Source organism: Sphaerothrix gracilis Ecp01 (assembly GCF_030405905.1).
Lineage (GTDB): Bacteria > Cyanobacteriota > Cyanobacteriia > Phormidesmidales > Phormidesmidaceae > Sphaerothrix > Sphaerothrix gracilis.
Genome location: NZ_JASATW010000002.1, coordinates 326331 through 342007, shown reverse-complemented (window position 1 = coordinate 342007; position 15677 = coordinate 326331). Strand labels below are relative to the sequence as shown.

The window sequence follows — 15677 nt, the reverse complement described above, 5'->3', positions numbered from 1 at the left end:
ACTCCGATATGCTAAACCGCCCGAATTTGACGGCTGATGTCTCTGTGATTATCCCAGCGCTGAATGAGGCCGCGTACTTATCGCGTACATTGAGGCAGCTGAGCTGTTTGCATCCGCCTGTCCGGGAAGTGATTTTAGTCGATGGCGGCAGTGGCGATGAAACGGTAGCGATCGCGCAGGCCGCAGGCATTAAGGTGATCTATGCCGACTTCCCCCGGCGTTCTCACCAAATGAATTTAGGAGCCCAGCAGGCTACAGGTCAGTTTCTCTGCTTTCTCCATGCTGACACTCAGGTACCCGATGATCTCGCTGCCGTCATTGAGAAAACTTTGTCAAATCCGGCGATCGCCTGCGGCGGCTTTATCTCCCTCATGACGGGGCCGCTGCGCACTCACTGGGGCGTCAGTCTGCACAACTTTTTAAAAACCTACTACGCGCCGCTGCTGTTTCGGCCTCATCTATTTTGGCGCGGCTGTCGGCTGCTGTTTGGCGATCAGGTGATGTTTTGTCCGCGATCGCTGTTTTGGCGGTGCGGCGGCTTTGATGCTGAGTTGCCGATTATGGAAGAGGCCGATCTCTGTGTGCGGCTCAGTCAGCTAGGCCGGATTTGTCAGGTCAACCGGGTGGTGCAGTCTTCCAATCGCCGCGTCGCTAAGTGGGGGCCGCTGAAGGCTCATTTTATCTATCTCAGCATTGGCTGTCTCTGGGGATTGGGGGTTCCGGCCCAGCGGCTCAAGCGCTTTTATGAAGAGGTGCGCTGATTCAGGCTCCAGTCGTAGGGCAGGTAGGCGATCGCAGCTTGACTATTCGGCTGCGGCTCACTCTGCCAGTAACGCTGAATATAGGTGGTGACTGAGGGCGCGACCTGTAAAAAGTCAGCCTCGTACCATTTGAAGATTTTGCTGCAGTAGAGAACTTGGCGATCGCGGTCATAGCGAACTTTTTTGGGGTTGTTAACAAAAAGCTGAGCGTCGGCATCTAGCTGCGATCGCACTCTGTCAGGCCAGTAGGCTTCGTTACGCAAGCGGGGACACCCCACCGAGGCACAAACCAGGGCAAAGTGAATGCGCGGTTCCTGAAACTGCTGTCGCAACACGTCATGTTCTAGGGCATTGAGGCTGAGGCGGCGATGGTCTAATCGATAGACCGGTTTCATAAAAAAGTAGAGAAACGCCACCCAGTTGGGAATGCCCAGAATTTGAGGACGAATTGTTTTGAGGGGATAGCGCTGCAGAATCTGCTGCACCACCAGCGCGTTGTAGAGATTGATCAGCAGCGCCAGCTTGTCATCATCTGTCAGGGCATCTGTCTCCAAATCGTCTAAGGTGGCTAACCAGTCTTCAAGGTCAGACTTCGCCTCTGCCTGCCAGCGACGATAATCCACTGCGCCCTCAGTGTCCACATAAGCCTGTAGCAGTTTATTCCAAAGAGCAAAGTCAAGCATCGCTTCCGCAGTGTAAAGTTTTTTATCTTAGAGTTTAGTAGGGTCTAGCTTTTACGATTAAGACACAATGCCTAAAACTATCACTTGGGAAAAATGCTGTTTTCAGCAATCTCAATTGATTTATTCTGAAAAGGCTGAAAAGGTTTTCGGTTTTATCAAATTGATTATCACTATCACCAGTCAAGCGCTAAAAACGTAATAGCGGCATGATCACCCTTCAAACCCTTGACCAGTGGCTCAACGTACCCGCAGAAACTGAGCGATTGGAGTTTAAAGAAGCCAAGCAGCAGTACGATATTACCAAGCTACTCCGCTACTGCGTGGCTTTATCAAATGAGGGAGGCGGTCATCTCATCTTGGGTGTAACCAATAAGCCTCCACGTCAGGTTGTAGGTACTCGTGCCTTTGCAGCTGTGACAGACCTGAATGATATCAAAGCTCGCATTGTTGATAAGCTTCGCTTCCGCGTTGAGATTAACGAATTGCAACATCCCAAGGGTCGCGTGTTGGTTTTTGAAATTCCACCTCGTCCCGTTGGCCAGCCTAAAGCAATTGATGGGGCTTATCTAATGCGAGCAGGTGAAGATCTGGTTGCTATGACTCCCGATGTGCTCAAAGCTATCTTTGCCGAAGATCAGCAAGACTGGTTTTCTCATTCAGCTCGGTCTGATGCTAGTGCAGACGATGTTATCGCCTTACTTGACACCCAAACCTACTTTGAACTTTTAGACATGCCGTACCCAACGACGCGCGATGCGGTGTTAGAACGACTTCAAAGTGAAGATTTTATTCGACAAACCACCCGTGGATGGGTAATCACCAACTTAGCTGCTGTTCTATTGGCTAAAAAGCTTGACGCTTTTTCTTTAAGCTTGGCTCGTAAAGCACCTCGCTTCGTGATTTACGGGGGGATCAATAAACTACAGACCCGCGATGAAATAGTAGGGCATCGTGGCTACGCTGTGGGTTTTGAAGGGTTAGTCAACTATGTTCATACTGCTGCTCCACAAAATCGCTTCGTTGAGGAAGTGGTGCGGGAAGAAGTAAAAATGTTTCCTAAACAAGCTCTACGAGAGCTGATCGCCAATGCTCTAATACATCAAGACTTTGTAGCAACAGGCAGCTCAGTCATGATTGAGATGTATAGCGATCGTGTTGAAATCTCCAATCCTGGCATTCCCCCTATTCCAGCCGAGCGCTTTATCGATGAATATCGTTCTCGCAATGAACAGCTTGCCGATATAATGCGCCGTTTTGGTATTTGTGAAGAAAAAGGAAGTGGCATTGATAAAGTCATTGATGCGGCAGAGGTCTTTCAACTTCCAGCTCCAGACTTTCGAATTGGAGAAACCCGCACTACAGCTGTACTGTTTTCTCATCAAGATTTCGCTGACATGAGCAAATCAGATCGCATTCGGGCCTGCTATCAGCATTGCTGCTTGCTTTACGTCAGTAATAGGCAAATGTCCAATCAAACTCTCAGAGAGAGATTCCGGCTGGGGGCAAACCAGTCAGGTGCAGCCTCGAATATCATTAGAGCAACAAAGGAGGCTGGTCTAATTCAATCAGATACCTCCGATTCAGCATCTACTCGTTATGCTCGCTATTTACCTTTCTGGGCATGAAAGTGCTTCAAAGCAAATCTATATCTCTCATTAGCAGTCGATAGAACCTTTATAAAACACCGTAAAAAGTGCTTCAAAGCAAATCAAGCGACGATAAATATGGCACCGCTGATTTGCGGGCGATCGCCTGGGCTGTGCTCAAGCAGGCAATTCGCTGGCGGTTTCCCCAGGTCGCTCATCTCTCGGCGGCTGAGCTAGCCCAACGTTTACAGACAGACAGCCCCATCTTGCTCTTGGACACGCGCACTGCCAGCGAATTTGCCGTTAGCCATCTCAAAGACGCTCGGCACGCGCCAACCGTTCAAGCCGCTATGCAGCAGGCCCCTGCGCCAGATTTTTCCATCGTCACCTATTGCTCTATTGGCTATCGCTCATCCCGCCTGGCCCAGCAGCTTCAGCGTCAAGGATACTCGTCGGTCTACAACCTGGAAGGCTCAATCTTTGACTGGATGAATCAGGGATATCCGGTGTTTCAAGCAGGACAAATCACCCACGTCGTTCATCCCTATAGTCCCCTGTGGCAGGGTCTGCTGCAGCCCTCTATCCTAGCCACCACTGAGCCAGCGCCGCCGCTGTCGCCGTCAGGGTGAGATTATCGATATCGCGAAACGGCAGGGCTTCAACCAGCGTAGCAATTAGGGCGATCGCCCCAATGATTCCGCCTGTGGGCAGTGTTGCCAGCGAGAGATCAAAGTAGCCCAAAGTCTCAAAGAGCGCCACCATGGCCCAGCCCAAACTCCAGCTGCCAACAAACATCGCAGCAGAGCCTATCCAGCTTTTCTCAGAGCCAAAGGGAAGTTTATGTTTGCCCCAGCGGCGGCCCACTACGTCGGCTAAGCCATCGCCGGCACACATCGTCATTAGGGCAAGTATGCCGGTCGGGGAGGTGCGCCAAAACAGCAGCGTACAGACTATAAAGGCAATGCCGTAGTACAGCGGCCCCCGCAGCAGCTCCTGGGGATCGTGATGGCGGGTCATGGCTTTAACGGCTGATTCATCTGTCAGCCAGCCCAGACCAATTGCAAAAAATCGCAGAGTCAACCCTAGCGGAATCAGCACCGCCCAAAAACGGGCTCCGTCGCTGGCGGTAAAAAAGGGCCAGCCCAGCACAAACAGCGGCCCGGTGCCGATGTGAATGATTTTGCGGCTGAGCGTAGGCGATATTAAACCTCGATCGGCCAGGGAATTGATCAGCTTTAGCCAGAGGAGAGCCAGGACAAACGCCACGCCTGTTACTAAAGCGTTATGAACCTCTGCCATGACCTAAACCTGCAGACAGCGAATCGCCTCCAGCATCCCCTTGGCTTTATTCAGCGTTTCCTGATACTCGCGTTCGGGTTCAGAATCGGCCACTAGTCCGGCCCCAGCCTGTACGCTCACCTGCGAACTGCCATCTGGCTGCTGTCGCACTACCATTGTCCGAATCGTAATTGCCGTATTGAGCTGACCTTCAAAGTCGTAGTAGCCATAGACGCCAGAGTATGGCCCCCGGCGACAGGGTTCTAGGTCGTGAATAATCTGCATTGCCCGAATCTTGGGGGCGCCGCTGACGGTTCCGGCTGGGAAACAGGCTTTTAGCAATTCCCAAGCGGTTTTATCCGGCGAGAGCTGCCCTACCACGTTGCTAACAATGTGCATCACGTGGGAATAGCGCTCAATCACCATGAGCTGATCAACCGTAACGCTGCCGTTGAGGCAAACCCGGCCCAAATCGTTGCGCCCCAAATCCACCAGCATCACGTGTTCGGCAATTTCTTTGGGATCTTGCAATAAATCCTCGGCCAAAGCGGCATCTTCCTGGGCTGTTTTGCCGCGCGGCCGCGTCCCGGCAATGGGCCTGACGGTGGCGACCATAGGAGAGTCTGGAGTCTCGCTGTGATCAGCTTTCACCATGACTTCAGGGCTTGAGCCGATAATCTGCCAGTCATGGAAATGAAAATAGGCCATGTAGGGAGATGGGTTCACCAGCCGCAAAGAGCGATAGAGGCTGAAGGGATCTCCCTGATACTGGGTAGACAGCCGCTGCGAGATCACTACCTGAAAAATATCACCGGCGCGAATATGCTCCTTCGCCTTTTCGACGCTGGCGCAGAACTCTTCTGCGCTGCGATTGCTGGTGTAGTCTACCTGCTGCCCGTCAATGCTGCCCGGAGCGGCCCACGAGAGCAGAGAATCGCTGCGGCTCAGCGGCATCTGCAATTTATCGACAAGCTGCTGGACGCGATCGCAGGCTTGCTGATAGGCCTGTGCTAAATCTGCGCTCTGGCGAATGTCGGCATAGGCCACCACCCAAATTTTCCGCTTCACCTGATCGAAAATAAGCAGACTGTCTACCTGCATCCACAGGCCGTCCGGTAAGTCATCTGCAGCTAGCTCGTAGATTGGAACGGTGGGTTCAATCCAGCGAATTAGCTCATAGCCCCAAAAGCCAAACAGGCCGCCAATGCCGGGCGGAAGCTGGGGCAGCTTCACCGGCTGGTAAGGCGCTAAACACTGCTGCAGGCTTTGGAACGGATTCCCCTCAAGCTTTTTAACGGTGCCGTCTCGGTGGGTTTGAGTGGTGCGATCGCCTCGGCTTTCTAAAATCCACAGCGGGTCGCAGCCTAAAAAGCTATAACGGCCTAGATTTTCGCCCCCTTCGACCGACTCCAGCAAAAAGCTGTAGGGCTGACCGGCACAAACCTTGTACCAGGCTGAAACCGGCGTATCGAGATCGGCAGCCCACTCTTGGTACACCGGAATAAAGTTTCCTTGCTGGGCCAGTCGAGAAAACTGATTCAGATCGGGGAAAATCATACCAATTATGCCTAAAAGTGCAATCAGGGCACGGCATTGCCGCGCCCTGAGGGATGACTTAAGGATAAGTCAGGTTAGCCTAGCTGTAGAACTAAACTTCGTAAGGATCATTGCCACTAAACTTGATGGTAGCCGGATTGGGATTATCGCCAATCTTGCGATCTTTGGTGCCGCTGTAGCCCCGACCTTCGTTAACCTTCTCTGGGAAAACGCCGTCAGCCGGGTGGAGATATTGAGTTTCGCCGCTGGGATAAATCCGATAAATCTTATAGTCGTCCATCCGAGGCTTGAACTTAGTGCGAAGCTGGGCACCCAGGGCTAGGCATTGCTCTTTGCGAGACAGGTACAGCAGGTTCTCACCTTCGTTCATGATAGCGGCCCCGCCTGTCGGCATTTCAAAAACCTGCTCTTTGGGGCTAGTCCAGGTAATTGCGTATTTTTCTTCGACCTCGGCTTTGGTTAAAAGGCCGCCAGTGCTACCGCCGAATATAGGAGTTTTTCCAGTCAGTTCTTCTGCCATTTGAATCCTATCTCTCAACACTTTTGTTCGGAATCGTATCACCCGACGTTGCCCAATTTATCGACTTTGTGACGAACTTTTACAGAAGTTTTTGATTTCTGGCAAAGACGGGGATGCCTGGCGGGGCAGGTCACGTCATGTTTTTTGCGTTGGTCATAGATTTCAGGCCGAACCATTCACGGCTTGTTCCCGATCGCGCTCTAGGTTGAGACTTACCACCGTCCGAAACCGTTTTATACCCACCAGGTAAGAGTGATCATGAAACGCCATTCCACCCAGCTTCTACTCTCACGCTCGGTTCCTGTCCGTCGTTGGCTTTCGGCAGGGGCGATCGCCGCTAGTATTTGGGTATACGCACCGCTAATCCTGGCCCAAACTGCAGCACCGTCTCTCCTCTGCGATCTGCAACAAAATAGGGCCAAACCATCGATTTAGCTTATCTCTGCAGCGATAAGGCTCCAGCTACGCCGACTCAACGCCGCCCTGTCTCTACACCGACTGCACAACCGGGCCGAGGAGCGGCTCAACGCTAATCCCACTGCCAAGATACGTCCCTAAAATACACGTCACTTGAGGTCAATATCATGACGACTCAACTCGATACGCAAACCACTGACCAGTTTGCCGAACGGCTGCTGGATACTATTAACCACGGCGCGATCGCGCTGATGACGTCGGTTGGCCACCGCACTGGCCTGTTTGACACAATGGCAACGCTGCCGCCCTCCACCAGCGAACAGATTGCCCAGGCTGCTGGTCTCAACGAGCGCTATGTGCGGGAATGGCTAGGGGCAATGGTCGTCGGTCAGTTTATTCGCTACGAGGCCGACACCCAAACCTACTTTTTACCCCCCGAACACGCGGCTGTCATGACCCGCGCTGCCAGCCCCGACAACATTGCCGCCTTTGCCCAATACATTGGACTGCTCGGCACGGTAGAAGACAAAATTATTGACTGCTTCCATCACGGCGGCGGCGTTCCCTATGCCGAGTTCAAGCGCTTTCACCCCGTCATGGCTGAAGACAGCGGCCAAACCGTTGTCGCCGCGCTGACTGACCACATTTTGCCCCTCATTCCTCATCTATCAGAGGCCCTGGAGCGAGGCATTGAAGTGCTCGATGTCGGCTGCGGCAGCGGCCGCGCCCTCAACAAGCTCGCTAAGCTTTACCCTAATAGCCAGTTTCGCGGTATTGATATCTCAGCAGAGGCGATCGCCACGGCTCAGGCCGAAAGCGCTAGTCAAGGGTTGAGCAACATTGTCTTTCAGGTGGCCGATGCGGCTCAGTTTCAGGCCACTGAGCAGTATGACCTGATTACGACCTTCGATGCCATTCACGATCAGGCCTATCCTGATGTCGTTCTGCGCAATATTCAGCAGGCTCTCCGTCCGGATGGCGTTTATCTAATGCAGGATATTACTGCCTCTAGCCGGTTAGAGAACAACCTCGATCATCCCGTGGGGCCACTGCTCTACACCGTTTCCTGTATGCACTGCATGACCGTTTCGCTGGCCGCTGGCGGTATGGGACTGGGGACTATGTGGGGCGAAGAAAAAGCCCTGGAAATGCTGGAAGCAGCCGGATTTAGCAGCGTTGAAATCAAGCACCTGGCTCACGATTTTCAAAACAGCTACTACATCGTGCGCAAAGGTTAGGAGAGAAGACATGTGTCAGCTATGCGCTCTAAAGCGGCGCTATTCAACTCAGTTAGCTACTAGCCAACTAGCAACCACCGAGCAGTTCACGCGCAAAATCCGGCTGAATCCGGCTAAAACCAATTCATCTACGCCCAAGCTGTAAAGCCACTGTCAAAAAACGATTAACTTACGGGAAATCACTAGGAGTCCCGCGATCGCAGTGGCTATAGTGAAAGCTATTAACGCTAGCAGGCCGCCCTGCTAGCTGTAACCCTTACACAGGCCAGCATTCAGGTCAAGAGTAGGTACGCGATGAACGTTTTGGTGACTGGGGCAGCGGGCTTTGTGGGCTTTTTCTTGACCCAGCGATTGCTAGCCGAAGGCGAAACTGTCTATGGCATTGACAATCTCAATGATTACTATGATGTGCAGTTGAAAAAAGATCGGCTAGCTCAGCTTCTACCTCATACTGGCTTTACATTTCAGCAGCTCGATCTAGCCGATCGCCAGGGCATGATAGAGCTGTTTCAGCAGCATCAGTTTGACGCCGTGGTTCACCTGGCGGCTCAGGCGGGGGTGCGCTACTCCATCAAAAATCCTTATGCCTACTCCGACAGTAATCTCAGCGGCTTCATCAACCTGCTGGAAGGCTGTCGCCACACTGAGGTCAACCACTTAGTTTTTGCCTCTTCTAGCTCGGTCTACGGGGCTAACCGTCAGGTACCCTTTGCCGTCACTGACAACGTCGATCGCCCGGTATCCCTCTACGCCGCCACTAAAAAAGCCAATGAGCTGATGGCCCACGCCTACAGCCATTTATATAGCCTGCCAATGACGGGGCTGCGCTTTTTCACGGTCTATGGCCCCTGGGGACGCCCTGACATGGCCTATTTCAAGTTTGTCCGGGCGATCGCCAACGATCAGCCAATTGAGGTCTACAACCACGGCAAAATGAAGCGAGACTTCACCTACATTGACGATGTAGTGGAAGGAGTAGTGCGGGTAATGCGCCAGCCGCCCCAGCCGCCGACACCAGAGGAGGCGATCGCCGCTGGCCTCAACACTCAAGCTCCCTACAAAATCTATAACATCGGCAACCACAATCCGGTAGAGCTGATGCGCTTCATTGAGGTGATTGAAGCGGCGATGGGCAAGCCTGCCGAAAAGATTTTCCGTCCCATGCAGCCGGGGGATGTGCCCGCTACCTACGCTGATGTGGATGATCTAATGGCCGATGTCGGGTTTCGACCGGATACGCCGCTGCAGGATGGCATTCAGCGCTTTGTTCGCTGGTACCAGGAATACTACGGCTAAACGCAGCAATAACAAGGGTTACAATCCTGTCTTCCCCGTGGAACAGTCGCTTACGATACAGGTGAAACTGTCTCGTCACCTATCTAAAGCATGAAATTTAGACGCCGCAAACCCTCAGAACTCTTTGACGGCGCTGAGCTACCTGCTCCACAGGATCTGGCCCGGTTGATGCGAGAAAAGCCTGAACAGGCGAGTCAGAAGGTATTGGCGCATTTGCAGTTTCTTGATCAAGAGCATGAGAAGCTGCAAAAAAATATCAAACGGCTCAACTCTCAGCATCGACTGGCCGTTCTGGTGACGCTGGCTATTCTCGCCATCATCATTAGTATTAGCTTCCTAGTCACGCTCAATAAAAGTGAAGCAATTATTTTTACCCTGGTGATTGGGGCATTGACAGGCATTTTCCCAGCTTCTTACATCGCCTACCTGTTCTATCGTTCGCGGGTGCAGCGAGAGCGGCTAAAAGATGATCTGCGGCTGCTGGGATTAGTGACAGACGAAAAAATTAGCGAAATCAACGAGCTATATCAAACGGTTTACAGCCCGCTGCAGTTTGTTGTCTATATTATTCTGCTGACGGCGCTCTCTACGCTGATTTTTGGCGCTTATTATGCGGTCAGCACTGACAGTCAGGCCTTCTCATTTATTGAGGCAGCCGTTGTCAAAATCACTTTCTATGGCTTTTTAGGGGCTTACTTTTTTGGCATTCAGCTCGTTGTACGCCGCTACAACACGTTTGACTTGCAGCCCCAGGTTTACAGCTCTATTATTCTGCGAACGCTGCTGGCGGTTGTGGTCACATTTAGCGCTGCTTCAATTATTGAAAATTTCAGTGAGTTTAGTTCCTTATCTGCCGATTCTGCCGCAGAGGGAGGTCCCGTCGCCGAGTCAGGCGAAGCAGAGGGCCGCGTAGATGAAGTTCAGCTAGTGCCCTGGCAGGTTTTGGCTTTTATCATCGGCATCTTTCCCAGTCGCGGCGTGCGCTGGCTCAACTTTATTGTCAGCCGCGCCTTAAGTGACCCGCTCGATCGCTACAACGAGCGATCGCTGAGAAAGATTATCGGCATCAACACCTGGCATGAGGCCCGCCTCGCAGAACTGGGCATCGATAATGTCCAGAGCTTGGCAACAGCGGATATGTGCAAGCTGCTGCTGACCACCCAGTTCGATACTCAGCAAATCATTAACTGGATCGATCAGGCGATTCTGCATATGAAAGTGGGGTCAAAGGTTGATCGGTTCACCGAGAATCAAATTATTACCTTTCATGAGTTGCAAACCGCACTCACCCGCCTGCCCAATCCGGCCCCTAGCAGACAGCTCAATGGCACTGCAGAAAACTCTCCTCGTGAAGACGCTCAAGCTAATCACCGAGAACGTTTAGCCGCTTCTTTAGGGGTGATGACGGCTGATGAAGTCCAGCGGCTAAGCGATTATTCTAACTATCCAAACTATGCCTACATTCAGGAATACTACGCCGCGATCGCCGATATTGCTAGCGAGCAGGCCAGCAGCGGCAAGCAATCTATTCTCAGTACCTTGGGATCTCAGTACAGCATTGGCGGCAGCCTGCTGACTAATGTGCATGATTTGCTAGGCGACAATGATGTAGCTTTAGAAAGTGCAGAAGACGTTGAAGCCATTGAAGCCGAAATTGAAAAGCTGAGAACCTATTTGGACTTAAATCCTAAAAAGCCTCAGCTATTTGTGGAAATTGGTATTCGCTATTACCTCACGGGTCAAAAAGATAAAGCTTTACAAGCTTACAACTACGCAATTGAGCTAGATGGTCGGCTAGCCGAAGCCTACAGCAACCGCAGCTTTATCCATATTGATCAAGAGAACTATGAATTAGCTATCTTCGATACAACTAAGGCAATTCAAATTAATCCTTTTTATGCTGGCGCTTTTAACAACTTAGGGCTGGCTCTGATGCGCCAGGGTGATACTAATTCTGCCCTCGAAAACTTTCATAAGGCCCTAGAGCTAGATCATCGTTTAGCAGTTGCCTACTATAACCGGGGAGTTGCTTACAATACGCTTGCCACTGGCGAAGCTGAGTTCCGCTGTGCTGTCTCAGACTTTGAAAAAGCCTATTTAATCGGCTATGAAAGTGCTGGCTTGTGGTCTAGCTGGGGACTGGCTCTTTGCAGCTTAGGTGACTACAAAGCCGGGATTGAAAAGCTAAGTCGCGCCATTATTTTAACCAATGAGCGCTCGGCTCAGAACTACGCCCGGCGCGGCTATGCCTATTTGCAGCTCGGCCCTGCCTATTACAGCAAAGCCAATCTCGATTTTGAGCGAGCAATCCAAAGCGATGAGAACTTAGCCTATGCCTATGCCAACTACGGCCTGCTCAAGGTGCGACAGGGTGAGGTGGAAAAAGCAATTAGTGCCTATCAAAAAGCGATTGAGCTGGGCGATGAGCAATATGTCACTCACAGTAACTTAGCGGCTGCCCACATTCGGATGCAGCAGTGGGATCAGGCGATCGCCCACTATGAGACTGCCATCAAGCTAGGCGATAAACAAGCTGTTACGAGATATAACCTGGGACTGGCTTACTATCATAGAAGCAAGTTAGAACAGGCTAGAATAATCTTAGAGTCTGTTAAAACATTCGATAAGAGTGGAGAACTAGCAGTCAAGGCTAGGGAACTTTTACAGCAGATCAACGAAGCGGAGTAACGATCACACATGGCTGATAAGTCTAACTGGGTAAAACACGGGCGTCAGGCAGTTGGCTATTTAACCCAGCCAATCGATCAGAACCTGACTTCCTCAGTCATCGGCGGCATCAACCTATCCTGCTCGCCCTTTAGTCAAAAAATGGCGCCGACGCTGGTTAATATTCGAGACGGCGTCTATCTGGGCGGCAATGCCACTATCGGCGGCGGCGAACCCATCGGCTTGGATACATGGGTGGCCGGTACAGATCTGGCTAGCTAGTTTTCTTCCCCAAAATTTTCTGTCAAAAATAGATATGGCCAACGAGGCAAGCATTGCCCGCCGTGTCTATCTGCAGAGCGAAATCTCTGGCAAAAATTAGGCTATGGCAAATAAGGCGGGCAGTGCCCGCCCTACGTGTTTGTGGCAGGTTTTAGGCCGCTGGACTTTGCCTTGCTCAATCTCCGGCTAGGACGCGGATGAGCTGCCACTGGCCGTTGACGTTCTCAAATAGTCCTCTGGGGTCTAGAGGGGCATAGGCATAGCGGTTATAGACATAACCTTGCACGTCGTTGGGCAAAATAACGGGCGTCCAGCCTTTGATTGCGCCGGGACGAGCGTCAGGGTTCGCTTCATACTGTCGGGTCGCTGCGGCTTGGTCAAACTCAACTAGCTCATTGGACAAAATGCCCACAACCGGGGAGTCGGTGTTAGGCGCGGCGCGAACGTTGACATTCTGACCCATTACCATCACCTTGCTAAACTCGTGCTCAATGCCTTCGGCATCGGCAGGGGCTGGATACTGGCGATAGAATGCCTGAGTCGTATTAGGACAGACCCAAACTGTACCACCCGCTTCGACGGGTGGATACTCGCTGGTTTCGCAGCTCTCAAGGGCCATCATTTTCTCTAGCTCTTGCCAAAACCAGCCGTCTTCCTGATTCAAGTCCATATCATCAACCCGTAGCGGCCCGCCAAAGCCATAGGTGAGGCCCTCGGCTGGCAAAATCGAGCGGACAAACTCGGTATCCCGGTCTTGAATGGCTTTTTGCAGGCGATCGCGGAACTGGTCAAACTCACTGCCCTCGCTCACCTCATCTGTCAGCTCCAGTCGCTTATGGGGAAAGTCGGACAGTTTCGGGTCAGGTCTTTGGGGAGTTGTCGGGGTATCAGGGGCGGTAGGCGATTCTGCTAGAGGAGCTTCATCAGCAGGTACCGACTCTTCGCCAGGCGCCGTCACCGAGTCAATCACATCCGGTGTATCTGGCTGGGACTGCATCACGGCAATGCCGCCTCCGGCAACGGCGGCGGCTCCAACAATGCCAGTAATCCAAAGTTGAGCCTTTTTCATAAAACTTCTTCAACAACCTCAAACATGAGAGAGAAAGCGGCCAAGTCTCGCATATCAATCTGGCGAACGTCCTCAGTCGCCGTGACGCCGCCGCCTCGTAGACCTGCGCTAGTGTGAAAATCCAGCAGTAAATTATCGGCGAGGTCGAGCAGCGCGGCATCACTTGTGGCGGGTTCACCATCGCGCAACCCTCGGCGCGTCCCTAAAGCACTTAAAACCTGGAGCGCATTGCTTAGCGGAGCAGCACTGGCGATCGCCAATACCTCTACCATACCAACTGGGCCTTCAATCACCAGGCTGAAGCGATCGCGCCCCGGTTCGGGAATCCGCAGGCTCTGCCCGGCCTGCACCCGCGCCGCCTCAGCCGGAGCCGACCAGGTATTGGGATAAATCAGCAGCAAGTCGGCCTCTGGCGTGATTACTAGCAGGCTCATGAACAGGTCACGGGCCTCAAAATTCTCCACTTCAAACTGAATTTCTGTGCCAACGGGAATCTGCAGAACGCCCGGCTCACCGGGCTCAGCCCCACCCCGACTGCGCACCGTGACCTCAGAGGCGATCGCTTCCCCACCGCCGTCTACGCGGCGGAGCGCTGTGACCACGTTGAGCCGGGAGGCATTAGGATTGAGCAGCAGCTTCAGAATGCGGGTAGCCAGCAGCAGCTTGAATTTGGGGGCGAGGCGGGCGATCGCCGCTTCTAGGGTTTCATTGACCGGGCCAAATGAGCCGGGAATCCGATCGCGACCGGGGAGAAATAGCCCAATTGAACCTACGGGAGCTAGGTCAGAGCCGGTTTGTAAGGGCACCAGCTCTGGCGTCATTTGTCCCAAATAGTAGTCGTGGGTCGCAGTGGCGGCAACCGCTTCTAGCCGGGGCAGTGCCGAGAGCAGCGATCGCGCCGCCGTCAGCAGTTCCGCCTCGACCCCAATTTTGAGGCTGATTCCCTCTGGTATGGCTCTGACCGTCTCCTGCAAAAAGATTTCCGCAGCGGCTCCCCGCACCTGACGGCTACTGAGCAGTTCGCCCCGACCGGTCAGGCCCTCACGGGAGAGAATTTTGACCTGGCCTAAGGTCTGACCAGCCGGATCTAGCGCCGTAAACAGCGTCTCTGCGCCAAAGGCTTCTAAGCTGCGCGGATCGATGCCCCCTAGCCAGACCTCAACCTGATTGCCCTGCATGTGGGTGATCACCGCTTCGGCCGGGGGCGTCTGATGGGGGATGAAGTAGAGCGGCGCGCCGCGCTTATCGGGAGCGACATTGGCCTCAAACTCTGGCTCTTGAATAATCCGGGAGAAATCCATTGCCAAGCTCTGCGTGCTGCGGCCAATATTGGCGATCGCCTGCTGCACGGGTTCATTGCCTACCTGCTGCCAGAGATAGCGGGTCATCAAGTAGGTAAAGGCGCCCGCCGAAAAATCGCCAAATTCAGCATCGACTGCCAGCTGATCTGGGCCAGCAGAAGAGATGACAAATCCCTTAGCAACACCCGCCTGACGCTGTTGGGCTAGGTTTTCTGGCGTGAGCTGCAGCCGGGAGATGAGGTGCTGCTGGTAGGCCAGTTCAATTTCTGCCGGACGTGGCACCTCCAGGCTGTCGGGCAGCGATCGCACCCGCAGCGTGCCCCGCTTGCCGCCGCCAGAGTAGCAGCTATCAAGAACCACGGTGACGTTTTCAGTGGCGATCGCCTGCATCAGCAGAAATAGAGTCTGCCCCGTAATGTCGGGGACGGTTTCGCCCCGCGATCGCCCCCCGGTCGGATCGGGGCTGTCAATTGGCACCAGAGTACTGTTGAGCGGCTGGTCAGGTAGCGGGGTCGGATCCAGGACTTTAGCGCCGTGCCCCGAATAGTGAAACACCACCACGTCCCCCGGACGCGCCTGCTGAATCAGGTGGCTTTCAAAAGCGTTGAGAATGCCCTCGCGGGTAGCGGCTTCATCAGTGACGACTTTAATATCAGCTGGGTCAAAGCCAAAGCGGTGAACCAGCAGCGATCGCTGAAGTTCTACATCTGTGACGCAGCCATACAGCGGATTTGACGGATAGCGGTTGATGCCCACCAGCAGCGCTAGTCGGCGCGGACTAGGCTGACCCAGGGCTGGTTCGTAGCGCTGGCGCAGCGCTTCTGCTCCCAGTACGGTCAGAGTAGTTCCGGCTAACTGTAAAAATTGGCGACGTTTCAGAAACAGCCTCACCGCTTTTGCCGTCCTTATCTATCGTGATTAGGTCTAGACATAGATCCCCTATTTTCTTCATCCGGTAACAGCCGCTTTTCCGGAGATTGTTACGCTTGTTTATGCCTGCGCGCCCACTTGGTTAAATTGTC

The 15677-nt window shown here is 53.1% G+C and carries 15 protein-coding genes; 9 read left to right on the top strand and 6 right to left on the bottom strand.

Annotated features, from left to right (window positions below; genetic code table 11):
• The first annotated feature begins 8 nt into the window (after window positions 1–8).
• Window positions 9–761: a TIGR04283 family arsenosugar biosynthesis glycosyltransferase gene (locus tag QJQ48_RS03415; protein ID WP_346289781.1), complete on the top strand. Its 753-nt coding sequence runs from the start codon at window positions 9–11 to the stop codon at window positions 759–761.
• Here the strand turns inward: QJQ48_RS03415 and QJQ48_RS03410 are convergent.
• Window positions 743–1444 carry a DUF547 domain-containing protein gene (locus tag QJQ48_RS03410; RefSeq protein ID WP_346289780.1) on the bottom strand — a complete coding sequence of 234 codons (702 nt, stop codon included), beginning with the start codon at window positions 1442–1444 and terminating at the stop codon, window positions 743–745. The genes QJQ48_RS03415 and QJQ48_RS03410 overlap by 19 nt on opposite strands.
• Before the next feature lie 206 nt (window positions 1445–1650).
• Here QJQ48_RS03410 and QJQ48_RS03405 point away from each other — a divergent pair, with 206 nt between their 5' ends.
• The gene (locus tag QJQ48_RS03405) at window positions 1651–3069 is read left to right on the top strand and encodes an ATP-binding protein (protein WP_346289779.1); all 1419 of its coding nucleotides are present in this window, start codon (window positions 1651–1653) and stop codon (window positions 3067–3069) included.
• A 68-nt stretch (window positions 3070–3137) separates the two neighbouring features.
• Window positions 3138–3659: a rhodanese-like domain-containing protein gene (locus tag QJQ48_RS03400; RefSeq protein ID WP_346289778.1), complete on the top strand. Its 522-nt coding sequence runs from the start codon at window positions 3138–3140 to the stop codon at window positions 3657–3659.
• On the opposite strand, the gene QJQ48_RS03395 is transcribed toward QJQ48_RS03400, so the two are convergent.
• The 3 genes from QJQ48_RS03395 to psaD all read right to left on the bottom strand — a co-directional run bounded on the left by QJQ48_RS03395 (window position 3610) and on the right by psaD (window position 6385).
• Window positions 3610–4329: a diacylglycerol/polyprenol kinase family protein gene (locus QJQ48_RS03395; protein WP_346289777.1), complete on the bottom strand. Its 720-nt coding sequence runs from the start codon at window positions 4327–4329 to the stop codon at window positions 3610–3612. The genes QJQ48_RS03400 and QJQ48_RS03395 overlap by 50 nt on opposite strands.
• 3 nt (window positions 4330–4332) lie before the next feature.
• Window positions 4333–5865, bottom strand: a complete 1533-nt coding sequence (trpE, locus tag QJQ48_RS03390) for an anthranilate synthase component I (protein WP_346289776.1) — start codon at window positions 5863–5865, stop codon at window positions 4333–4335.
• 91 nt (window positions 5866–5956) lie between these two features.
• On the bottom strand, window positions 5957–6385 hold the full coding sequence (gene psaD, locus QJQ48_RS03385; RefSeq protein ID WP_346289775.1) for a photosystem I reaction center subunit II PsaD: 429 nt from the start codon (window positions 6383–6385) through the stop codon (window positions 5957–5959).
• A 258-nt stretch (window positions 6386–6643) separates the two neighbouring features.
• On the opposite strand from psaD, the gene QJQ48_RS03380 reads away from it, so the two are divergent.
• From QJQ48_RS03380 to QJQ48_RS03355, 6 genes are all read left to right on the top strand, one after another.
• A complete protein-coding gene (locus QJQ48_RS03380) occupies window positions 6644–6820 on the top strand; it encodes a hypothetical protein (protein ID WP_346289774.1) in 177 nt (58 codons plus the stop codon).
• A 149-nt stretch (window positions 6821–6969) separates the two neighbouring features.
• A complete protein-coding gene (locus QJQ48_RS03375; protein WP_346289773.1) occupies window positions 6970–8040 on the top strand; it encodes a class I SAM-dependent methyltransferase in 1071 nt (356 codons plus the stop codon).
• Between the two features lie 10 nt (window positions 8041–8050).
• Window positions 8051–8185 (top strand): hypothetical protein, encoded by a 135-nt coding sequence (locus QJQ48_RS03370; RefSeq protein ID WP_346289772.1) that lies wholly within the window; start codon window positions 8051–8053, stop codon window positions 8183–8185.
• Between the two features lie 149 nt (window positions 8186–8334).
• Window positions 8335–9336 (top strand): NAD-dependent epimerase, encoded by a 1002-nt coding sequence (locus QJQ48_RS03365; protein ID WP_346289771.1) that lies wholly within the window; start codon window positions 8335–8337, stop codon window positions 9334–9336.
• Between the two features lie 90 nt (window positions 9337–9426).
• Entirely contained in the window at window positions 9427–12024 is a 2598-nt protein-coding gene (locus QJQ48_RS03360; RefSeq protein ID WP_346289770.1) for a tetratricopeptide repeat protein, read from the top strand.
• Window positions 12025–12033: 9 nt separating this feature from the next.
• Window positions 12034–12285 carry a hypothetical protein gene (locus tag QJQ48_RS03355; protein ID WP_346289769.1) on the top strand — a complete coding sequence of 84 codons (252 nt, stop codon included), beginning with the start codon at window positions 12034–12036 and terminating at the stop codon, window positions 12283–12285.
• Window positions 12286–12460: 175 nt separating this feature from the next.
• Here the strand turns inward: QJQ48_RS03355 and QJQ48_RS03350 are convergent, their stop codons facing one another.
• Window positions 12461–13354 carry an SH3 domain-containing protein gene (locus QJQ48_RS03350; RefSeq protein WP_346289768.1) on the bottom strand — a complete coding sequence of 298 codons (894 nt, stop codon included), beginning with the start codon at window positions 13352–13354 and terminating at the stop codon, window positions 12461–12463.
• On the bottom strand, window positions 13351–15546 hold the full coding sequence (locus tag QJQ48_RS03345; RefSeq protein ID WP_346289767.1) for a caspase family protein: 2196 nt from the start codon (window positions 15544–15546) through the stop codon (window positions 13351–13353). Before QJQ48_RS03345 ends, QJQ48_RS03350 begins: the two co-directional genes overlap by 4 nt.
• Between the last annotated feature and the right edge of the window lie 131 nt (window positions 15547–15677).